24 protein-coding genes are annotated in these 21,641 nt (G+C 54.7%); 19 read left to right on the top strand and 5 right to left on the bottom strand.

The window, feature by feature from the left end:
- Positions 1-239 precede the first annotated feature (239 nt).
- Complete coding sequence (locus Q1B27_RS21175) at positions 240-1,646, bottom strand: coniferyl aldehyde dehydrogenase (RefSeq protein ID WP_299850855.1); 1,407 nt, start codon at positions 1,644-1,646, stop codon at positions 240-242.
- Between the two features lie 150 nt (positions 1,647-1,796).
- Between Q1B27_RS21175 and Q1B27_RS21170 the strand changes: the two genes are divergently transcribed.
- Positions 1,797-2,114, top strand: coding sequence for a 2Fe-2S iron-sulfur cluster-binding protein (locus tag Q1B27_RS21170; RefSeq protein WP_299850853.1), 318 nt, complete (start codon positions 1,797-1,799; stop codon positions 2,112-2,114).
- Position 2,115: 1 nt separating this feature from the next.
- Here Q1B27_RS21170 and Q1B27_RS21165 read toward each other — a convergent pair whose 3' ends face one another.
- The gene (locus tag Q1B27_RS21165) at positions 2,116-4,875 is read right to left on the bottom strand and encodes a LuxR C-terminal-related transcriptional regulator (protein WP_299850851.1); all 2,760 of its coding nucleotides are present in this window, start codon (positions 4,873-4,875) and stop codon (positions 2,116-2,118) included.
- A gap of 135 nt (positions 4,876-5,010) precedes the next feature.
- Between Q1B27_RS21165 and Q1B27_RS21160 the strand changes: the two genes are divergently transcribed.
- From Q1B27_RS21160 to Q1B27_RS21145, 4 genes are all read left to right on the top strand, one after another.
- On the top strand, positions 5,011-5,496 hold the full coding sequence (locus Q1B27_RS21160) for a hypothetical protein (protein WP_299850849.1): 486 nt from the start codon (positions 5,011-5,013) through the stop codon (positions 5,494-5,496).
- A 30-nt stretch (positions 5,497-5,526) separates the two neighbouring features.
- Positions 5,527-6,426 (top strand): metal-dependent hydrolase, encoded by a 900-nt coding sequence (locus Q1B27_RS21155; protein ID WP_299850847.1) that lies wholly within the window; start codon positions 5,527-5,529, stop codon positions 6,424-6,426.
- Between the two features lie 64 nt (positions 6,427-6,490).
- A complete protein-coding gene (locus Q1B27_RS21150; protein WP_299850844.1) occupies positions 6,491-8,104 on the top strand; it encodes a long-chain fatty acid--CoA ligase in 1,614 nt (537 codons plus the stop codon).
- A gap of 439 nt (positions 8,105-8,543) precedes the next feature.
- Positions 8,544-8,921 carry a hypothetical protein gene (locus tag Q1B27_RS21145; protein ID WP_299850842.1) on the top strand — a complete coding sequence of 126 codons (378 nt, stop codon included), beginning with the start codon at positions 8,544-8,546 and terminating at the stop codon, positions 8,919-8,921.
- Positions 8,922-9,094: 173 nt separating this feature from the next.
- On the opposite strand, the gene Q1B27_RS21140 is transcribed toward Q1B27_RS21145, so the two are convergent.
- Positions 9,095-9,607 (bottom strand): hypothetical protein, encoded by a 513-nt coding sequence (locus tag Q1B27_RS21140; RefSeq protein WP_299850840.1) that lies wholly within the window; start codon positions 9,605-9,607, stop codon positions 9,095-9,097.
- Positions 9,608-9,640: 33 nt separating this feature from the next.
- Entirely contained in the window at positions 9,641-10,279 is a 639-nt protein-coding gene (locus Q1B27_RS21135) for an autoinducer binding domain-containing protein (protein WP_299850838.1), read from the bottom strand.
- 287 nt (positions 10,280-10,566) lie between these two features.
- On the opposite strand from Q1B27_RS21135, the gene Q1B27_RS21130 reads away from it, so the two are divergent.
- Positions 10,567-11,229 (top strand): acyl-homoserine-lactone synthase, encoded by a 663-nt coding sequence (locus Q1B27_RS21130; protein WP_299850836.1) that lies wholly within the window; start codon positions 10,567-10,569, stop codon positions 11,227-11,229.
- A gap of 11 nt (positions 11,230-11,240) precedes the next feature.
- Positions 11,241-11,777, top strand: a complete 537-nt coding sequence (locus Q1B27_RS21125) for a hypothetical protein (RefSeq protein ID WP_299850834.1) — start codon at positions 11,241-11,243, stop codon at positions 11,775-11,777.
- Positions 11,778-12,047: 270 nt separating this feature from the next.
- Here Q1B27_RS21125 and Q1B27_RS21120 read toward each other — a convergent pair whose 3' ends face one another.
- Positions 12,048-12,626, bottom strand: a complete 579-nt coding sequence (locus Q1B27_RS21120) for a hypothetical protein (protein ID WP_299850832.1) — start codon at positions 12,624-12,626, stop codon at positions 12,048-12,050.
- A 135-nt stretch (positions 12,627-12,761) separates the two neighbouring features.
- Between Q1B27_RS21120 and Q1B27_RS24560 the strand changes: the two genes are divergently transcribed.
- The 12 genes from Q1B27_RS24560 to Q1B27_RS21065 all read left to right on the top strand — a co-directional run bounded on the left by Q1B27_RS24560 (position 12,762) and on the right by Q1B27_RS21065 (position 21,640).
- Positions 12,762-13,109: a hypothetical protein gene (locus Q1B27_RS24560; protein ID WP_367181377.1), complete on the top strand. Its 348-nt coding sequence runs from the start codon at positions 12,762-12,764 to the stop codon at positions 13,107-13,109.
- Positions 13,081-13,680, top strand: a complete 600-nt coding sequence (locus Q1B27_RS21115; RefSeq protein ID WP_299851145.1) for a lytic transglycosylase domain-containing protein — start codon at positions 13,081-13,083, stop codon at positions 13,678-13,680. Before Q1B27_RS24560 ends, Q1B27_RS21115 begins: the two co-directional genes overlap by 29 nt.
- Before the next feature lie 21 nt (positions 13,681-13,701).
- Positions 13,702-13,983, top strand: a complete 282-nt coding sequence (locus tag Q1B27_RS21110) for a TrbC/VirB2 family protein (protein WP_299850829.1) — start codon at positions 13,702-13,704, stop codon at positions 13,981-13,983.
- Positions 13,984-14,097: 114 nt separating this feature from the next.
- Complete coding sequence (locus tag Q1B27_RS21105) at positions 14,098-14,376, top strand: VirB3 family type IV secretion system protein (RefSeq protein WP_299850827.1); 279 nt, start codon at positions 14,098-14,100, stop codon at positions 14,374-14,376.
- On the top strand, positions 14,351-16,741 hold the full coding sequence (locus tag Q1B27_RS21100; RefSeq protein ID WP_299850825.1) for a type IV secretion system protein B4: 2,391 nt from the start codon (positions 14,351-14,353) through the stop codon (positions 16,739-16,741). Before Q1B27_RS21105 ends, Q1B27_RS21100 begins: the two co-directional genes overlap by 26 nt.
- A complete protein-coding gene (locus Q1B27_RS21095; protein WP_299850823.1) occupies positions 16,738-16,947 on the top strand; it encodes a hypothetical protein in 210 nt (69 codons plus the stop codon). Before Q1B27_RS21100 ends, Q1B27_RS21095 begins: the two co-directional genes overlap by 4 nt.
- On the top strand, positions 16,944-18,050 hold the full coding sequence (locus Q1B27_RS21090) for a lytic transglycosylase domain-containing protein (protein ID WP_299850821.1): 1,107 nt from the start codon (positions 16,944-16,946) through the stop codon (positions 18,048-18,050). The genes Q1B27_RS21095 and Q1B27_RS21090 overlap by 4 nt, the downstream gene beginning before the upstream one ends.
- Positions 18,047-18,811 (top strand): type IV secretion system protein, encoded by a 765-nt coding sequence (locus Q1B27_RS21085; RefSeq protein WP_299850819.1) that lies wholly within the window; start codon positions 18,047-18,049, stop codon positions 18,809-18,811. Before Q1B27_RS21090 ends, Q1B27_RS21085 begins: the two co-directional genes overlap by 4 nt.
- Positions 18,808-19,212, top strand: coding sequence for a hypothetical protein (locus Q1B27_RS21080; protein WP_299850817.1), 405 nt, complete (start codon positions 18,808-18,810; stop codon positions 19,210-19,212). Before Q1B27_RS21085 ends, Q1B27_RS21080 begins: the two co-directional genes overlap by 4 nt.
- Entirely contained in the window at positions 19,213-20,226 is a 1,014-nt protein-coding gene (locus tag Q1B27_RS21075; RefSeq protein ID WP_299850815.1) for a type IV secretion system protein, read from the top strand. It abuts the gene before it with no gap.
- A complete protein-coding gene (locus Q1B27_RS21070; RefSeq protein WP_299850813.1) occupies positions 20,223-20,903 on the top strand; it encodes a virB8 family protein in 681 nt (226 codons plus the stop codon). Before Q1B27_RS21075 ends, Q1B27_RS21070 begins: the two co-directional genes overlap by 4 nt.
- Before the next feature lie 2 nt (positions 20,904-20,905).
- The gene (locus Q1B27_RS21065; protein ID WP_299850811.1) at positions 20,906-21,640 is read left to right on the top strand and encodes a TrbG/VirB9 family P-type conjugative transfer protein; all 735 of its coding nucleotides are present in this window, start codon (positions 20,906-20,908) and stop codon (positions 21,638-21,640) included.
- Position 21,641: the final 1 nt, after the last annotated feature.

Genomic DNA, 21,641 nt, shown 5'->3' with positions numbered 1-21,641 from the left:
TTGTTGGAGCAAATTCCACGAAGTCGACCGCCCCATGACGGGCCAGAACACTTCGTTGAACGCTGTTCATTTTCCATGTGGCAGACATGCCGCGTGAAACGGCTCCCATCCCTGTGAAGTCATCTGCCGGTTGATTTTTGTTCCTTATTTCCATGATGCTTTTTACCCTTGAGAGTGCACGCCAGAGCCCAGCCTAAAGATTGGGTTTTCGTAAAATCGACCATCCGGCCCGCGGCTGGTCAGGCGCCCATCAGTTTGAGAACTGTCTTCGCAACCGGGCCGTAGGGCGGGTAGAGCAGCTTGGCTCCGGTAAAGTGGCCGATGCCTTTCTGAGCGAACACCGATTTCATGTGCGAGAATGTCTCGAAGCCTTCTCTGCCGTGATATGCGCCCGTGCCGCTCGACCCGACACCGCCGAAGGCAAGGTCTTCTTGCAGATACTGCAAAAGAACGTCGTTCAAACCAACGGACCCCGAGCAGGTCTTGCGGAGCACCTCGCGGCGGGTCGCCTCTTTGCCGCTAAAGCAATAAAGCGAGAGCGGGCGTTCGCGGGCGTTGATGTAGGAGATCGCATCATCGAGCGTTTTGTATCCGACAACAGGCAGAATTGGCCCGAAGATCTCTTCTTGCATGACCGCACAGTCTTCAGGCGCGTCAAGGATAAGGGTCAGCGGAAACTTGTGGACACCGGCAACGACGCTTTCCGTGATGCCATAGGGTTGCAGAACGGTCGCGCCCTTGTCTTCGGCCTCTTTGACCATGTCGCGCAAGCGTCGGAAAAACCGTTCCGAAATCACCGCCGTATAGTTGTAATCCAAGATCGAATTGTAGAAGGATTTGAAGCTCTTGATCGCGTATTCGGCAAAGGCGCGTTTATCCTTTTCCGGCAAAAGCACATAGTCAGGCGCGATACAGGTCTGCCCGGCATTGAAGGATTTACCCCAGGCAATACGTTTTGCAGCCTCTTTGCAAGAATAGTCAGGGGCGATTACGGCCGGGCTTTTCCCGCCCAGTTCCAACGTCACCGGAGTCAGGTTTTTCGCGGCCGCCGTGGCAACGAGCTTGCCAACGCGCGTTGATCCGGTGAACAGCAGATGGTCAAAAGGCAGGGCGGAATACTCCGGCGCAATCTTCGGGTCGCCCGCGACAACGGTAATCAAAGAAGGGTCAAAGTTTTCCTCGATCAGTTGTGCCAGGCAGCGCGTGGTGTTGGGAGTTTCCTCCGAAATCCAAAGCATGACGTTGTTGCCTGCCGCCAGCGCCGCCACCAGGGGCGCGATGCTCAGGTGCATGGGATAGTTCCACGGCGCCATGATCCCAACCACACCAAGCGGCTGCGGCACCATATAGTTTTTTGCCGGGGCGAACCACATTGACGTGAGGCGTCTTTTCAATTTCATCCAGCGGTGCAGGTTTTTTTCTGCGTAATGGATTGCGCCGTGAGACCCCAAGATCTCGGCAATGACGGTCTCGGACCGGCTGCGGCATCCAAAGTCCTTGTTGATGGCGGCAATCAGACCTTCCCGCTTTTTCGCCAGGGCGGTGCTCAACCGATGCAACCGTTCCATACGCGTGGCCAAATCCGGATAAGGGTTTTCCAAGTAGGCCGCTCTATGATTTTCAAACAAAGACCGCAATTCAGTCATCTGAAATCTCCGTAGGCATTGACGCGCTTCTGCTGACGCCATTTGTCTACGGCTTAACGTGCCGCAACCCGGCCCAAACCAAACTTAAGGATGGGTTTCTTCGCCCGAACTGACGGTAAGGAACGTGGAAAAACAACGGAGAACATTCTCATGCTCACGATTTCCTTCATCGATACAGCCAAGAAAAAGCACGAGGTTGAAACCCAGGTTGGCGTTACGCTGATGGAGGCGGCGAAAGCCAAGGCCATACCGGGCATTGACGCAGATTGTGGCGGGTCATGCGCGTGTGGCACATGCGCGGTGTCTTTTTCGGACGAATGGAAGCATCTGCTCGACGGCCGGTCCAAAGAGGAAGAGGACATGCTGGAATTTTCGGTGGAAACCCCGGGCAATTGTCGTTTGGCCTGTCAAATCACGTTGACGGAGGCGATGAACGGGTTGCATGCGGTTGTGGAAACCGAATGTTAAGCTACAGCAGTCCGACTTTACGTGCGGCTTTCAATGCGCCCATTCGGTTGCGAACGCCCAGTTTCTGAAACGCATTGTGCAAATGCCATTTGACCGTCGCGACGGAGATGAACAAGCTGGCCGCGATCTGGGCATTTGTCATGCCGCTCTCGATCAATTGGAGAAGTTCGATCTCCCTTTTCGTCAGGTCTTCGCAGCACAAGGGTGTCTCGGCGTCTACATTCGGATTTTCCGAATTCGGGGTCTGGGGTTCCGTCGCCGCGAGCAGGCGGCTTTCGGGTGATTCCGCAAGAATATCCTCTGGCGTATCAACCGCGATACGCCGGTCCAGGACATCGCACAGCAATGGGCGAGCATATTTGGCAAACTCCAGAAACGGTGCGACGACGCCGTGGGAATGCGCAAGCCGGGCGGCGCCGGAGATTTCCTTGCCGGCATCATCCGGCCGGTCCGAATTTGACAATGCATGGGCCTTAAGGATCATCAGGCGGACTAGTTCCGGCAAAGGCAAACGGTTGCGCACGCGCCTGACTGCGTCGTCGATTGTCTTCGCCGCCAGATCGAACGCGCCTTCGGTGACGGCGACCTCTGCGACTATTCGCTTCTGCACCAGAACAAGGCTTTCGGTACTTTCTGTTGTGCCGCGAAAACGTGTCGACCAACTGCCGTCAAAAACCCCCCATTTTTCTGCGACCTGGCGTGCTTCCCTATCCTTCTCCTGCAGAGCCAGAGAAGAGATTTCCAAGCTGATCAGACTGAAGGTCAACCGCGGCAATCCGTTTCTGAGACCCAGGGATTGACCGCGCTCCAGAACTTCGGCGTTTCGCTTCCAATTCCCCGAGATTGCCGCGCAACCCGCCCGAACACGATGCGAAATCAAAAGCGGTTCCAGCGGGCCGTAGGATGCCGAAAACCCGGTCCCCAAGGCCAATTCCGATCGGGCCTTTTTGATGTCGCCTTTCAAATAGGCCACGTCCGCGGAGAGCATATGAACCATCAGCCGTAAAAGGCTGTCTTCCTCGACGGTCCCCACATCAGCGAACGCACGTCTCAACGGTCCATCGACTGCTGCCAGGTCTCCGGTTCGGCAATGCGCCATAACTTCAAGGCAATCCGCCCAGACCCAGACGTAACTTGATTTAGACTGCAGCCCCAACATGCGGGCGTTTACCGTTTCTTTCAGAGCAAGACCCGGACGATCGTTGGAAATATGACAATATGCGGCGACGTTGGCCAATACGCCCAGAGTAACAGCGTCACAGCTTGTCCAGCGCCGTTGTGTTTCAGCGATTTTTTCCAGGGATTTTTCGGTGTCGTCCTTCGCGGCCAGGGCCAATGCCTCGACGGTGTCTGCATAGGCCAGGGTGTCATAGGACTCGCGGCACGGCGCTTCTTCCGGGGTATCGGAGGTGTCCTGAAACAGCTTTCGGGTGTTGTTTACAATCTCGATCGCTTTTTCCGTGGAATGCGTGAACGACAGCGAGAAGGCATAATCCAACATCATTTCCGGGTATTCCGTGAGATAGGACTCTGGCAACGTTTCGATCCACCGGATCATCGTGATGTTGTCCCCTTTTTGGCGCGCAACTCTGGGGGCCGCGTCGCTGATCAATTTTGCAGCTTCGTCGTAATCACGTATTTCGAGCAGGTAACTCACGGCTTCATCGAGAAACCCGTTTTCAAGGCACCATCGACTGGCCTTGTGGCAAATGTCCGATTTCGAGCGGCGCCCGCATTTTCGGCTCATCTGGTTAAGAAAATCAGAAAACAGATGATGATACCTGAACCATTTTCCGTCATCGTCCAGCTTCACAACGAAGAGGTTTTTTTCAACCAGCCATTGGATGAGCGCGGAGTTGCCCGCCTTGCCACGAACAGCGCGGCACATAGAGCTGCAAAACCTGTTCAGAGGTGCCGTGCTTAGCAGGAAGTCTTGAACGTCCTCGGGAAGTTTTTTCATGACGTTGTCGTAGAGGTACTGCGTCATCTTTTCGGACGAACCCAAATAATTGGATGCGATCGCCGGAACATGCGCGGTGGAAGATTCCAGCGAAATGGATGCCAGTTGCAGGCCCGCTGGCCATCCTTCGGTAGAACTCAGCACCCGCGAGACATCGGAAGGTTCGATCGTTTTCTCTAGGGCGTTGTCAAAAAACCGTTCCGCCTCGATCTGGGAAAACTTCATGTTGGCTGAGTCCAGCCAAATGAACGAACCGTCCATTTCCCGTCTGCTGAGGTCCAGATCAGGTGTCGTACGCGAGGTCAGAAAGACACTGACACTACTGGATTTGGCATCCAGGAAGCGACTGAATTCCTTTAGAATACTAGCGTTCTGAATGGCGTGGAAATCATCCAGAAAAATCGCCGTTGGCCGGGACACGCGTGACACGGCCTGGTTCATCAATGAAAAGGCGCGTTCGATGTTGCCACCTTCGCTCAGGCAGGTTTGTTCAAGAATTTCGGCTTTTTCGATGATGCCAGCCTGGGTAAGAAGCTCGAAAAAATACACCAGAAAAGTCGCAGGCTGGCTGTCTCTTTCATCCAGGCTCAACCATGCCGTCGCAAACCCATCCTCGGTCAGGCGATCGAAAACCTGACGCATGATCGTGGATTTCCCGAACCCGGCCGCTGCAAACATGAAAACGGATTTCGTGGGACGTGGCAGCAACGCCGACAAAATACCATCGCGCGACACGTTGGTTTGCGTAAGGTTTGGTGGATGAAACTTCGTATCCACTAATTGATGGCGATCCGTCAGCATCTTCAAAGTTACCGATACGTCCTGTTGTCACACCACTAACATGAAAATCCAAACCCAGACCTAGCCTAAAGTTTGGGGCCGGATTTCGCGTTTCCCGTACCTTGGCGTGCAACACGAGACATCGGGACATCAAATATGAACGATCACATTCACGCCAATAGATTGATAAAGCACGGCATTTTGGTGATGATCATCGGATTGTTAAGTGGATTCGGCCTGACCTTTTCGATTCTGGGTCAAGTCAGCCTGTCGCCGATCCCGTTCGTCATCGATGTCCAGATGCCAAGCTCGACCGAAGCCTGGGCGCGTATTCACACCGGTTGCCTGATGAACGGGTTGATGTTGCTGGCCTTCGCCGCACTTCTGCCCCGCTTCGCGATGAGCGAACACAGCATCGGCAAGATCACCAAGATGTTTGTCTTTGTCGCCTGGGCGAATGTCCTGTTCTACGTCTTTGGCGCCCTGTCGCCCAACAGGGGTCTTGCACTGTCCGAAACGCCCGCGGGCCCCGCCAACTGGGCCTCGTACATCGCCTATATCCCAGCCGTGTTCGCTGCGCTGTTGCTGCTTCTGGTCTTGGTGAAAATGCTGATGAACCTGCCCGGTAAAAAGCACCTTTGACCATCGGGTTTCGAGGAGGAGGAAAAGAAAATGTCTATCACTGACGAACATCCAATGGACAATATCAAGGTCCGGACACTGAAGTTCGAGACAGACCAAATGGACAGCCCGGTCTGGAGCGAATCCTGCCCGGAATTTGCGATTTTCATCAATGCCCTGGGCGTGCACGTGCCGTATTTTGAGAGGTATCTGATTGCAGCCCTTGGGAAAGCCAAGAAGCATATCACCGATGACAAGCTGCGCAGCGACGTATCTGACATCATCGGCCAGGAAGCCCACCACGCAAAGAACTTCATCGACTTCAACAAATATCTTGCGGATTGCTATCCCAAGGTTAAAGCGCTGGATGAACACGCCAAGAAAGACTTTGCGACAATGGCGCGCAAGGATGACCTGAAGCGCCTGACGGGGTTCACCGCCGGTTACGAGACGTTCACCTTCCTGGCCGGAATGATCATCCTGGACAATTATGAACGCTGGCTGCACGACGCGAACCCGATCGTTCGGGCGCTGTGGGTCTGGCACCAGGTTGAAGAGGTGGAACATGGCGCTGTTGCGTTCGAAGCCTATCAGCATCTCTATGGCGAGCACGAGTGGTACCGGCGCCGCATGGTGATAGAAGCGCTGTGGCACATCACCAAGGAAACCTGCAAAGCCTATTTTCACATGTGCAAGGTTGAAGGCTATTTCAAATCCCTGCGCGGCACGTGGAAAAGCATCAGCTTCCTGACCAAGACCATGGCGGAAATGGCATGGACGGCTCTTCCGGTTCTGAAAAAGGGTTACACGCCCCGAGACCATCCGCTCGTCAACCAACGGAAAAACCCCGTGGGCTTCGCGTGGCGCAACTGGGAAGACAATGGCGGAGAGGTCTTGTCCATCGACAAACCGTTGATGGCCAGAATTCTGATGTACGAAATGCCGGACTAGGCCCGCAACGCGCCAATCCAACAAAACTTGACAGAACGCGACCTTCGATTTGGAGAAGACCGACATGTTTGGAAAGATGATGATGCAGCAACTCACCATCGGTGCTGCTATCACCCACGCTGAACGCTACCACACGTCAACCGCCGTGGTCGGCGTGGAAACAGACGGCACAATTGCCAGAAGCACATGGGGCGACGTTGCAAAGCGCGCCCGCCAGCTTGGAAGTGCGTTGACAAAGGCCGGGATGAAGAAAGGCGATCGCATCGCGACGATGGCGTGGAACAACATCCGCCACCTTGAGATTTATTTCGGCACCTCTGGCGCTGGCTTCGTGTGTCACACCATCAACCCGCGTCTGTTTGACAATCAGCTGGAATACATCGTCGCGCATGCTGCGGATCGTATCCTTTTCGTGGATCAGACCTTCTTGCCGATCATCGCCAAGCTGCGCGACCGTCTGCCGGTTCTGGAGCGGGTGATCGTGATGTCACCGGCCAACGAAGAGGCCCGGAACATTCTTCCGGAAGTCGAGTTCTACGACACGTTCATCGCCGATGGCGACCCGGAATTTGATTGGCCGGACTTCGACGAGACCCATTCATCGAGCCTGTGCTATACGTCCGGCACAACCGGCAACCCCAAAGGTGTGGCCTATACCCACCGCAGCACGTTGTTGCATTCCATGGCTCTTCTGGCGGCGGATGGCATGGCGCTTGGTGCCAAGGAAAGCGTGTTGACCGTGGTACCAATGTTCCACGTCAATGCCTGGGGCATTCCCTATGGGGCGGCGATGGCGGGCTGCAAGCTTGTGCTGCCCGGACCGAAACTGGATGGCGACAGCCTGCTGTCCCTGATCCACGCGGAACAGGTCACTTTTGCCGCGGGCGTCCCGACCATCTGGGCTGGCCTGCTTGGGGCCCTGGCGAAAGGCGGCTCTGAAAAGTTGCCTCTGACGCGCACGATTGTCGGCGGGGCGGCCTGTCCACCGTCGATGATGGAAACGTTCCGCGAAGATTTCGGCGTCGAGGTCATTCACGGGTGGGGCATGACGGAAACCAGCCCATTGGGGCTGACCAATACCCTGAAAAACTCGCAACTGTCCCTGCCTGTGGAACAGCAAAACGAGATCAGGATTTGCCAGGGTCGTCCGCCATTCGGCGTAGAGCTGCGGCTGGTCGACGAAAACGGGGTGGAACTGCCAGATGCCACCGGAACAGGTGAATTGCAGATCCGCGGACACTGGATTGTGGAGCAATATTTCAATCGCGACGCGAATGACCTGGTGGATGGCTGGTTTGACACCGGTGACATTGCGTCTATTGACGAAGACGGTTTCGTTACGATCCGAGATCGTTCGAAAGACCTGATCAAATCCGGTGGCGAATGGATTTCCTCGGTCGAGTTGGAAAACACCGCCATTGTCCACCCGGATGTCGTGGATGCCGCGGCGATTGGCGTGCCACATCCCAAATGGAACGAACGCCCGGTTGTCTTGGTCAAACTTGTCGAAGACACCCAGCCCACCGAAGAAAGCATCCTGTCGCTCTACAAAGACAAGTTTGCCAAGTGGCAGATTCCAGACCGCGTGTTGTTCGTAGATGAGATCCCCCGCAACGCGACAGGTAAAATTGTCAAAACAAAGCTTCGAGAAAAGTATGGCGGCCTGGAACTCGCATGATGCCAATCTTCGCGCCTTAGAGAAATCGTTGTTTGGTATCAGGGCGGCATGACAAACTATCCCGCGAACCTCCGCTACCAAGCTTTGCCTATGAGGCAAGCACCTGCGATTGCATAGGAAAGCGCTCCCTTCTCCTTTTCACATCCTGGTGTTTATCCTTTCAGGTGGCACGCTAATGCTAAAGTCGCCACGGGTGATGCCGGAGTGGCCGGGTGCAGGCGGGTAGGGGAGGGGGCAAGAAAGCATATTTAACGCCCCGCTTAGATACTGCGCCGAAACAGGAGTAGACGACTGGCGATCCGGTTCGCGTCTCCACATGAGACTAGAGATCCCTGATCTCCGTATGTCTTCAAGCTCTTGTTTTGGAGAGCGGCATCAGTGAACACCACATGGTGTGTTCTGTTCGTTAATTACCACACCATCTTGATTTGTTCTGCAAATGTTCTATACTCATTGGCAAGCGAAGAGAGGAGTGATTCCTATGTCAGCGGCCCTGCAACAGAGTTCATTTTCACCAAGTCAGTCGAATGACTACTATCGGGTTCCAGCAACCAGCAAACAGATATCGTTTGCCAAACAGATTTCGGAACGTGTTGGGGTCGCGCTACCGCAGGAGGCTCAGCGGGATCGCTATGTGCTGTCGCGCTGGATAGACGCAAACAAGATTGCAAAACCAGCCGGCCAGTTTTCGAAGTATCCGTCTTCCAAACAGGTTGGCTTTGCTGAGCGGATCGCGCGGATGAAGCGCCGCGACATTCCCCGAGAATGCTTTCGGGATCGCACGATGATGTCAAAATGGATTGACGCCAACCGATAAACGTAGTGGCTCAGGCACTAATCAAATTCACAAAGTAGGCCCTGCACACTGTTAGATTGCTTAACATAACCTTGATTATGCGTTATGTCAATAATTCTGACATAAATCCTCTTTTTACCAAGCAACCATAGGCGGACGAAAGTGCCACCTTTACGCGGTAATTCGGTAATCATTCACGTACAATATGGTGGCAGCGGTAACGCTTTGCTGGCTGATGTTTCAAATTTCTTATACCGGCCGCTGGAGTACCTTGGACAATCGCGCGCAAATCCTGCTTTCACTGCTTCTGCTTGGGGGTCGATCCGCAGCCCATCCGGAAAAACGAAATAGCACGCGCCAATTTCGCGACCGCGCAAGTTGCGACCCTCCAGATCACAAACCACCAATTCAGCTTCTCTCATCAGATCCGCAACGAACCATTTCCCTGCCTCATATGCTTCATGACCGCGCTCGGGCGCGGAAATTCCATCCAAACGAACAGTGATTTGACCAACAATAATTGTATCCGCATCTACTACGCGAGAAAGATTAGGATGTGCCGATATCTGTCTCGCAACTGATTGCTCAGAGACACGAAAATTCCCAAAAAATTCACCAGAGAGTTTCACGAACCAAAACGCGATCACAACCGTAGCAACAATGGCCATCCACTTTTTGGGAACGATGAATGAACTACGACGCTTCAAACAAACCCCTTTCTCTGAACGTGCCCCGGAGCGTTAGTTAATGAGATTTGACCTTAACGCGGTGGCAACCATCCAGGTGTTCGTTTTGACACCATATCTGTCGCGTGCAGTTTTCAAACGTGCCTTTGCAGCTGACGCACTAATATTGAGATGATCTGCCGCTTCCTCAACCGTCATGTCATTCGATAGGCACTGTAATACGTCCAGTTCTTTGATCGAAAATGCCTGCTGGCGGTTGCAGGCCGTCACATAGCGTTCGAACCAGTCGGCCAGCCAGGTCATCTCGTCATCGGTGAGCTCGCGGTCATCACGTGCGACGCTGAACACCGATTTCTTTGTCAGAAACCCTTTGCTAAAGATGGCACCATAGATGAGGCCATAACGGCGGGCTTTCTTCATTACACCTGACGGATCCGGCAGTTTGATTTCTGACCATCTGCGCGATCCGTTTTTCGCGAGGCTCCACAGAAAAGCCGGATCTTTCAGATGGTAGGAATTTTCGTCATACTCGGTCTGCCACTCTTGCGGATAGCTGCTTTGAATGAACTCCGGCCCTTTCCGTGAGTGATTGACCATCACGAAATACCCTTCCGTGCCGATGGACGAAATCGTCTCCAGCGACTCCGCAAATAGTTCCGCAGCAGAAAGGGCCTTGATTTCATGCATTTTCATTTGAAGCCATCCAGCTCTGAGCAGAGATTTCCCTCATTTCCATACCAAAGTTCTACTTAAGCGCGATCTGAGAGATGAAGCCTGATTTGAAGTGACAGGTCAGACTTCGGCAATTTTCTCTGATTATAGGCTGATTTTTGCCAGACACCTAACCTGAGGTTAGGTTTTGAATTCAACTCTAACCAGAGGTTTGAATTTCCGGGTATCACGGGTATTTCCGTCGACTTTCCCTCTCCCGCGCAGCAGGTTGCCGCCAAATAGGCATGGAAATGGGGATGTGTGAACCGATGGGATTCTCAAGGAAGAGACGGGACAAGGAGCTTAATGCCGCCAATGTCACGGTTCGGCGACGGCTCCCCTACACGGTTGTTAAAACCGTCCGGCCCCTTAACGACCCAAAAGGTCTGATCGACGAGTTTCACCGCCTGAGAAAACGCATATTCGTCGAGGATATGGGCTGGCAGATTCCTGTCGATGACGATTTTGAAATCGAGCAGTATGACTGCGCGGAAACCGTTTATCTGATCGCCCATGATACAAAATTCGGCGGCGTCCTGGGCGGTGCTCGGCTTTTGAACACCACTCATGCATCGGCAGATGGATCGACCTCCTACATGATCCGTGACGCCTATCTCGGGCGCCTTCCCGGCATCCCTGCCACCATCTGTAGCAAAGCGCCACCGCGCGGCGATGATGTCTGGGAGCTGACGCGGATCATTTCATTCGGACAAACCAACCTGGGCCCCAAGATCCTGCAGGCTGCCAATGAGTTTCTGGCAGATCAAGCGGCGCGAACTTGCCTGTTTCTAGGATCGCCAGCCTTCATGCGCATGGCGCGATCCATGGGCTTTCAGGCGCGCGCGCTTGGACCAATTCACAGCAACGAGGACGGGCGATTTCTCGCGTTCTCCTGCGATGTTTTCAAACCACATCCCGGCCCAATTCACTGAGGAGATGTCACATGAACAGTTCTCAAATGCATAAACCAATCACGATCAAGGACGTCTACCTGTCTGCTCTCGGCTTTGATCCGCATCATGCCGGAACTTCAGTTGAGCAAGAAGACCTTCTCCCTCTCGCCCTCGAAGAAGAGATTTCCAAGGTTCTCCAAAACTGGTCGGGGTTCTGCGTGGAAATGGCAGACTGGTATCTCGACACTTTCGCGGAGGAGCCGATCATCCTTATCGGCGCACCGACGATCGAGATGTGCGTGAGGTATCAAATCCCCGCGCGGCGTGGCTTCATCATGCGCACGCTTGGCAGGATCATTGAAGAGATGGGGCCGGAGAGTTTTGTCGGCATCGTCGATTGCAAACACGATCCCCTCTCAGATGAAGGGTTGGCGACCCTTGCCAACCACTGGGTTCACGAATTCGCCAGGATCGGCCAGATCCCCTACCCCGTGCCGAACCAGCTCGATGATCTCCACATTTCACCTGTGGCGTCGAAACCGACATATCAGGCTGTAGATTCTAACGCTCACTCAAGCACCGGTTGACCGCAAACACCAACACTTTTTGGCACAAACACGAAGATGGACATTCTTCGCGGCCGTGAAGAGGTGCCTTCAAAATGGGAAAAACAAGATTGCTGGCATATCCCATAAATGAGGGCCTCGTTGTGACGCCAAAGGGTCGCGCGGTAATCTGGCGCGACTATCAGTGGAACACTGGTGAGATAGAACGATCCTGGCTCGTAGATCCGAGTTCGATCTCGGGATCTGAGGTGACAATCAGGCCATCGCCTCTAAAACGGAACGACTTCCCTCCTAGTAGTTCGACCAGCCGGAATGGTTCATGACACCATTGTAGTCGCCGAATTCCATCATGACGGACCGGCTGGAGAAAACCCTTGCCTCACTTGCAGACGGCATCGCTATGGTTTGCCCGTGTTCCGTCGTAAACATGTCGGGCCAAGGCTCTTCAGACCGATATCCATTGGAAACTACCCTGCAAAACAGATTGGTATGCTGGCACGAACTGACAGACCAGTTCCAGCGTCGGTTTCCATCGCGATCCTCAAAAGCCTGGCCATTCCACCAAATGACACGTGTGCGGCGCAGCCATGCATAATCAGGCTTGGAAACATCCAGTGCTTCCGTCCCGCCGGTTCCGCCAAACGCAACCGGAGCCGAGGCATTGGAACAGACGCCGAAGGGCGGCAAGACCGGCTTTGGCGTAATGCGGCGGATCATTTCGGCATAGGCTGCCGAGCAGACTGCGCTTGATGGAAATCCACCTGCCATGCAGAGAATAATGGCGCAGTCGATATCATAGGCACGAGCTGGTTCGGCTGTTGTCACGGCTCCAAGGAATGCAGCGGTGGCAGCCATGGTACGAATACGCATTGGGACGCTCCTCTGATTAATCCACGTTGGGCATATTCTCGCTTATTTACGTATTGCACAATATTACATATTGCAAAGCTATGTCTTTGCGCGCTTTCCTGCCAACTATAGAAGGACTCCCAGAGGGGGAGTCCGGTGCCGATCGCAAGAGACCAGATATTGATTACGATTGATGGGGTAAAAGACCTCATCGGGTCTGGAGTCAGCTTCCGCTGTCGGTACGAGCTTGTCGGGTTCACGGACGATGGAAAACCCCGCTATCAGTGCATTTATCTTCGGGACGGAGAACCTGAAGCGATCCTCGTGTCCACGAGGATTACGCCCTACGGCCCGGAACCACGCTATTTCAACATCTGGCCGGGTCTCTTCAAGCACCATCTCGAGTTCGGTGACGGTCGCACTCTGTGTTTTGACGGTGAGTATAACATTGCCTTCGACACTGCCGGCGGAGGCAATGCTGTTCGGATGGGACGGAAGCGTTAGAACGACAGTCGGCTGGAATTTCCACGACAGTAACGCAAGTCGCGAATTCGCTAGAAAATCTGCCTTTCGTTCGTCAGGCCGTCACGATGTCTTACGCGCAATCCGGGTCGCATCTGCGCGCCATGAGAAAAACAGAACCATCCGAAAGTTAGGTCTTTCTTCCGACGATTGGCATGTGCTGTTTCGCGCACTTATCGAGGCGGAAAGCGCCTACAGACCAAATGCGGTGAGCCCAAAGGGGGCATACGGATTGGGTCAGCTCATGCCGAAAACAGCCCACCGCCTTGGTGTCGACCGTAAAGATATGGCGCAAAACCTTGATGGCGCTGCACGGTATCTGCTGACTCAGCTGACCGAATTCCGCGATGTCGATCTTGCTCTGGCCGCTTATAATGCTGGCCCGCACCGGGTTACTGAATACGGCGGTGTCCCACCGTTTCAGGAAACCCGGACCTACATCACGCGGGTGAATCGCATCCGCGCCCGGCTTTCAAACTCTCCAATCCAAGAATCCGTCCGTGTTTCAACACGTGGACCTTTGCGACCCGCCGTCGAGGTTAACCACAAATAAATACCAGATCGAGGGATCAAAATGCACAGATTACTGCCCAGACGCCTGCCACCGCTCACGGGACTCATGGCATTTTGGGCCGCCCCTGCCCTCGCACAGGATCTGTCGCCGATCCAATCCATGCTGGAAACGGTTGAGGCCGCTCTCACCGGACCCATCGGCATTGCCGTGGCCACACTCGCCGTTATCGGAACCGGGTTCATGTGCATGATGGGACGTCTGAACTGGGGATGGTTTGCCTCAGTTATTATCGGCATTGTGCTGATCTTCTCAGCCGGTACTATCGTCGACGGGTTTACCTAATGCGTATCCCGTTCAGCTCACAAAATGCATCCAACCGAAGGCCCGAGGCAGCGTTTGCGCAGCACAACGCGTTCGGGCCGACAGGTGGATTCAACATCACGGGATATGCATAACATGGCAGAGCGAACCCCCCTCTTCCTGGGGCTTGCCAGGCCCCCAAAATACCTCGGACTCCCGGTTGGGTATTTGGTGGTTTTGGTCACGGGGATCGTTCTGCCGTTTATCTGGACCAAATCGCTTGTCTTTTTCCTGATAGGTGGCCTCGCCTATCCCATTCTTTGGTTTGTCGCCGACAAGGAACCGCATTTCTTCGAAGTGCTACGCGTCTCATACGGCGCTGTCCGGGCTACGCGAAACCGCGCCCTGCATGGGGGTGACAGCTATGGCGCTTGATGGGATCCGATACGCAAATCCCGGCGCCGCGCTAATCTCAGCGGGTGGAGGCGCATTCGCAAAGGAGAGCCATCTCGCGGAGCATCTGCCGTTCGTCTCATTTTTCGGCAGAGACGTCATTGTTCTGCGCGAGGGTGATCTGATGGCAACGCTTCGACTGGACGGCCTCAATCCGCTGACCACACCTGACGCCGATCTTGATGCTCTCAAACGCGCGGTCGCTGCCGTCATCGCCCAAACAGGCAACACATTTGGCATTTACGTGCACCGCATCTCGGTGCCTCAGGAAATTGCCATGCAGCTGATACCAGGAGGCGGGTTCGCAGCTGAGATTGACCGCATTTGGCAAAGCCACAACGCCAATCAGGCGCCAAAGAAAAAGCAACTCTATCTGAGCATCATCCGACGTCCGGACCTCGCTGCCAGAGTGCCGGTGCTGAATTTGCTTGCGAAACGTACCTGGGTGAAGGATCGGGCAGGACGCGCACGAGAGCTTGATGAAGTTACCGGCTTTTTTGAGACGGCTTTGGCAGCGGCAAGCCCCGTTCGCCTTACGAATGATGGTGGGGAATGGCTGGGTTATCTGAGCACCTTAATGTCAGGAACATTCTCACCCATTGCGGCCCCCAACTCGCCTTTGCCCTTGGCCTATTGCCTCGGCGCCTGCCGCGCGACATTCGATGGGGATACGGCCGAAATCTCCTGTGCGACCACGAGTAAAACCCGGTATGGTGCCCTCTTCAGCGTCAAGTCCTACCCTGCCCTGACCGATGTTGCCCTCCTTGATGGTCTGGACCTTCCACTCGATGTTGTCTTGACCAATTCCTTCTCCCCAACGCCTACCAACGTCATGGCAGAGCGCATTCAGCGCATCGTCCGGCAAATGCGGGCGGCCGACGATGCGGCTGTTTCGCTTCGAGATCAGCTTCTGGAAGCAGCCGATGATCAGGAAGCTGGGCGCATTGCCTTCGGAGATCACCATCTCTCGATTGCTGTATACGCGCCTGACCGGGCGACGCTCGAACAAGCAGCCGCGGAAATCAAACGTCTCGGGCAAGAGGCCATGGCCGTAATCGTACGCGAGAATATGGCGCTTAAAGCCACATATTTTGCACAAGTGCCGGGCAACTTTGGCTATCGCGCACGCAAGACACCCATCTCAACAATTAATTTCGCCGATTTTTCCGCACTTCACGGCAGTGTCGAGGGACGTTCCGACTCCGAGAGCCCCTGGAGCATGCTGATCACTGCTTTTCCCTCCATTGGGTCTGCCGCGTATCGTTTTAATTTCCACGAGGCTGGAACCGCAGCGCGCGAACCGACGGTTGGCCACACCTTGGTTCTGGGGCGCACCGGCAGCGGCAAGACGCTCACCACCGCGTTTCTCGCAGCGCAGGCACAGCGTGTGGGTGCACGCCTTTTCTTCTTTGACAAAGACCGTGGATTAGAGATGGCAGTTCGTGCGCTCGGAGGGCGATACAACGAAATCCGCGCGGGAATCCCGACGGGTCTCAATCCACTTCAGACCGAGATCGATGAACGCGGACGGGCCTGGCTCTCAGATTGGCTGGCGACACTGCTCTCCCGTTCAGGCGATCTGTCAGGTGAGCAATCACGGCACATCCAAAGCGCTGTCACTCAGAATGCTGACGCCGGCCCGACACTTCAGCGTTTTGCGTCGTTCGAGACCTTGTTCCAACCACTGGATGATGACGGCGAACTGCAAGGGCGCGTTGCGGAATGGATCCCAGGCGGGCGGTTTGGCTGGGTCTTCGATGAACCGGACACTGGGCAATCCATAGATGTCTCCGGTGACATCGTCGGCTTTGACATGACTGAAATCCTCGACATGACAACCGAGCGTATGGCGGTGCTATCCTACATTTTTCGCCGTATTGAGCGGATTGTCGAGGATCGGCGCCCAACAATAATCGTGCTCGATGAAGCCTGGAAGCTTCTGGATGACCCATACTTCGGCGCACGGCTTGAGAATTGGCTGGTCACGCTTCGCAAGATGAATTGCGTGGTGGTGATGATGACGCAATATCCCAGTCAGCTGCGCGATGTTCGGGTCGGAAAGACCATTGTCGAAACTGTCCCCACTCAAATCCTTTTTCCCAACGATCGGGCGACACCAGCCGATTATGATTTCCTGCGCGTCAACGAAAAAGAAGCCGCACTCCTTACCCAGACCACGGCGGGGCAGCGGATCGCTCTCGTCCGCTCAGCAGGCGACAGCGTCTTTATCGATGCGGATCTCTCCGCACTCGGACACCTGCTTCCGATTCTGGGAGGTGGCCGGACCGGAGAAGAAAAGGTCGCCGCAGACTGGCGTTCTGATCCCGAGTTTTGGAGGTCGACATGAGGCTGTTCTATATCCTTCTTGCGGTCCTTACCGTCGTGTCGGCTTGTGAAAAATACACTGACGCAACATCTCCCTGTTTCGGTAAGGATGGTGATCCGGTTGTGAGCCGCAGTGCCGCCACGCCACTCACATTCGTTGGAACTGAGACTGGCACCGGAACCGATGAAAAGAATTGTGATTTTGAACCGATTGGCAATGGGTCATGAAAACCCTTTTGCCCATGTTAATTGCCGCTGCCTGCACCGGTGCGCCGGTCTGTGCCCAAGGTGTTCCAACACACGACAACACGAGCATCGGACGCCTCGCGACCCTGCTTTCCAGATTGAACGAAGATATGAACACCCAAAGAGATCATCTCAGCACCGGTAAGACCTTAGCGTCTGTCCAGGCCGATCAATTGCGGGTTCTGGAGGCTATGTCTGCTGCGCTGACAGGGCCCGGGTTGAACCTTCAATCATTGGAAGGAAATGCCGACTTTCCCGCGGGCGACATTTATCCATCGACAAGCAATCACCCGATGGACAGTCGTCTTTTTGGCGAAGGCCGTGAAACTGTCGAGATGATGATTGTCCAGGTTTCCGGAGAATTCGAAGGAGCTGCGGGCGTGAGCCGCGCGGGCCTTTCACCGACGCAATGGCGGTGTCTTTTTCAGGCACTGATCAAACAGGAAAGCCGGTTCAGTGTCTCCGCCCAAAGCCCGGTCGGTGCCTATGGTCTGACACAGCTCATGCCCGGAACAGCGTCTGACATGGGGGTGGACCGCTATGACGTGATGGACAATCTGCGTGGTGGTGCTCGCTACATCACCACGCAGCTCAACAGCTTTGGCAATATTCCCCATGCCCTGGCCGCTTATAATGCAGGGCCCGGCCGCGTTCAGGAATACGGTGGCGTGCCACCCTTTCCGGAAACCCAAGGCTATGTCCGGAACATTTCGCGCTACTACAATGAATATCTGGCCGTGGTCGGTGGCACAGATACGCTCGGAACTTTGTCGCCCGCCGAAATGGCTCTTGCTGAATACAGCAATATCTTGGACGCGTCGGTCTACTATGCTGCTGACAGTCATGCCACATCAGACCAGGTCATTAATCGGTTGGCTGCGATCATCCGACAGATCGATGAGACAGTGGACGTCAAACGAGCGGTCGAGCTCAACACTTATGTCAAAGCTGAGATTGGGCGCATTCTAAACCTCCGTGTCCGCCTGATGGCCGCAAAGCAGCAACAAGCTTCGGCGCATGGGCAACATCTCGTCGCCGACCGTCTGGCTGAGCGTGATTTCAAACGCATGGGAGAGATCCGATGAAGAAAAAGATTTATGGAACAGCGCTCGCCACTCTACTCGCAGGGTCAAGCGCCACGGCACAGGGCGTTCCGACCTTCGACGGTTCGCAGCTGCGCCAGCTGGTTCTTCAGCTCGAGCACATGGCCGAGGACCTGAACGTCCAGCTTCAGCAGCTGGCCACCATGCGTCAGGAAGTTGAGACGCAATTCAGTCAGCTGTTCAATATGGAAGCGCAACTGACATCGTTGGTTGATGGCAACGAGCTGGGGAAGCTCTTCGCAAATGTCGAAGAATTTGAGCGCGTCAGAGGTAAGCTTACCGCGCCTCTACAAACCGCCGAAGCGCTCGCAAGCGGTGACTTTCTGAGTGGCTTCAAACCCGACGCAAATCTGGATGATGTCCTAAAACGTTTATTGTCGGGCAGCGGGATTACGCAGGAACGATTGACTGAGCTTTCAGAGAGTTCGGAACCCGCAGACAACCGCATCGCGACCCAGGCTGGATCGAGTGTGATGCTCTCGGTGGCCTCCCAAGAAAGCCACGCCGAGGCAGGACAAAGCCTAGAGCGACTTGAGACGATGGTAGGGCTCATTGATGATCAGGACGGGCTCAAGTCAGCCGTCGATCTCAACACCCGCGTCACGGCGGAACTCGGCATCATTCTTACCCAAATCTGGAGGCTCGAGGCGGCCGCAGGCGTGAATGGCGGGCAGCTCGGTATCGTTGATGCGGCGACGCTCGCTGAAGAACGCAAATTCCGCTCCATGGAGGTGCCAAAATGATTGTGCCGCTCAAATTCTTATTCGCTGCAACTGCAATAGTGACGGCTGCATCTCCAGTAATTCTTAGCGCCCAAACAGCTCAACAAGGTTTTGAGACCATGGTGCAACCGGCTGAAGATGAAGACGAGTGCAAAGCACCTAAGCCCCCGAAAGACCTCGCTGAGACGGCTTATCTCCGAAACGGGTATCGAGCCATACTACGTATCATGGCCATAGAAGAATGGCAGGAGACCGGATCCTGCGAATGCACGGTTTCAGAAATTTCTTGGGTAGAGGTTGTTGCAAAGGCGAATGATTTCGTCATCTCCGAAAATCCACGTCGACCATTTGATGTAGTTGCACTCGATCGGCAAGCCAGCGAGATGGAAGCTGAGCGCGCTATCGCATGTTCGACTAAGTGAATGGGCATTATTCGCGATATCCTCGAGCAGGTCGATAACGCAATCGACAGCGTTTCTGAGGACGGTTTCGTGGCATCCGCTGGCGTTGTTGGAGATGTGCTTACAGCCGGATCAATTTTATTGCTGGTAATTCTGGGCGTCAGCGTCGTCATGCAGCTCAGGCCAATGACATTCGGAAGTGCTTTTGCTTTTGGGCTGAAGATAACTCTGATCGGGATATTCGCACAAAGTTGGGACAATTTCCGGGTCATCTATTCGATCGCAACAGACGTACCGGACAGTGTAGGGGCATCGATCCTTGCACTTACTGACTCCGGCAACGAGGCCGGCGTTTACGAAAGTCTGGACGGCATGGTGAACCGGATCACCGCATATGGAGATGCCATTGGCGACCGAGCCGGGTGGGTCTTCGGGGCGGTCCTTGGCGCAATCTTCTTTGTTCTGTCAGCCATATTTGCAGCCGTAACAGCCGGGATCATTGCTTATGCGCGGATCGTGTTCACGCTGATGATCGTCATTGCACCCTTCATGATCCTCACATCTCTTTTCAAGCCCACTCAATCACTATTCGAAGCCTGGACCCGCGCCACCATCGGCTATGCCCTAATGCCGGTGGCCGCAGCGGGCGCTGCTGGAATTATCGTCGCCATTGCAGAAGCGATTGGCGATGCCTCAGCAGACCCGGACAGTGTTGAGACGGTCAGCCTCATCCTGCCATTTCTGGTTATTCTCATTCTGTCTGCGGGCATCATGGCCGCTGTTCCGTTTATCGCGTCCAATCTTACGGGCGTCATGGGCATCGCCTCCAACGCCATTGGCCTGACCGGGTTGGCGCGCCAAGGATTTGTCAATGTCGGCCAGTACGGAGCCGGTGGGGCCAGTCGAATGATGACGGGTCGAACGCCGCATGAACTTCGTCGGGACATCAGCGGAGCGGCAACAAAAAGTAATGAACTCATCCGGCGCTCACCAGGCGCCCTTCTCGCCGTCACCAAATCGTTTCGAAAAGCATGATAGCGCGCGTTTCAGATAAGCCGGCGTTTGATCAGGATGCCTTCGAGGCGGATTTCATCTTCGGTCCGCGAAGACGCGAACGGATTGCATACCTGGTGGCCGCCGCCGGGGTCATCATCGGCCTCGCGGGTTTTGTTGGTGCCATCACGCTCTTTCCTCTCAAAACCGTGGAGACATTTGTCGTTGTGGTCGACAAGGAGACCGGCGACATGGACCGTGTTGCTGCCGTCGAAGCGCTAACACTGGATGAAAGCGACGCCATCATTCAGGCCAATCTGGTGGCCTATGTCGATGACCGTGAAACCTTTGATCTCACGGATGGCGATCAGCGGATCAACTCGGTTTTGCAACGATCAGATGAAGACGCCTCACGCACCCTCCGAGAACTCTGGTCCTCCACAAATTCGGAATATCCCATCACTGTTTATGGCAGAGATGCCAAAATCGACGTCGTGATCCGCTCTGTAAACCAGATCGAGCCTGGCGTTGCACAGGTGCGGTTCACCCGAACCTTGCGACGCCCCCGCGACAATCGAACCGTGACACGGCCCTACGTGGCCACCATCGGCTATGAATTCAGGCCCGAAACCCGTCAACGTCTGCAACAGGTCTGGGCCAACCCACTTGGCTTTGTCGTCACGTCTTATCGCGTTGATGCAGAAACCCTGGAGAAGTGAAAATGTTTGTACGAGCTGCCCTCATATTCCTGTCCAGCCTGCTGGCATCAGACGCCGCGTTGGCCGAAGCCACGCCGCGGGGTGGACCACGCGATATCCGCATCCGCTATGCGGCCTATGATGAGCAGCAAGTCTTTCGCATCGAAACCGATCTGCGCCACTCAACGACCATCCAGTTTGGACAGGGCGAACGCTTCAACGCAGTGATTGTCGGTGATACGGAAAGCTTTCAGGTCGATCCGATTCCGGAGCTTGGAAATGTTCTGACTATCAAACCGCATGTGCAGAACGCGTCGACCAATATGACAGTCATCACAAACAGACGAACTTACTCGTTCCACCTGCGCGAAGGTTCCATTCCAGGCAAGACCGGCATGTTCTTCGAGGTCCGGTTTCGGTATCCGGATGATGACCGCAAGAAGCAACTGGCAAATGCCCAGCCCAAGGGGTTTCAAGCCCCACGTAGTTACAATTACAAAGCCGCAGGGAAAGCCGATTTCCGACCAACCTCAGTCTATGACGACGGGCGTTTCACGTATTTCACTTTCTCTGAAACCGGACGACAGCCAGCGATCTTCAAGGCCGACAATCAGGGCCGCGAGCGCACCATCAACTGGACCCAGCAAGGCAATACGGTTCGGGTTTCCGGCGTGAATGCTTACTGGACACTTCGACTTGGTGAAACAGCAATCTGCATCTACCGCGATGCCAAAGCGTTGTCGCAGGGAGGCACATGAC

The organism is uncultured Roseovarius sp., from assembly GCF_947489715.1.
Lineage (GTDB): Bacteria > Pseudomonadota > Alphaproteobacteria > Rhodobacterales > Rhodobacteraceae > Roseovarius.
This window is presented reverse-complemented; position numbering and strand designations above follow the sequence as displayed.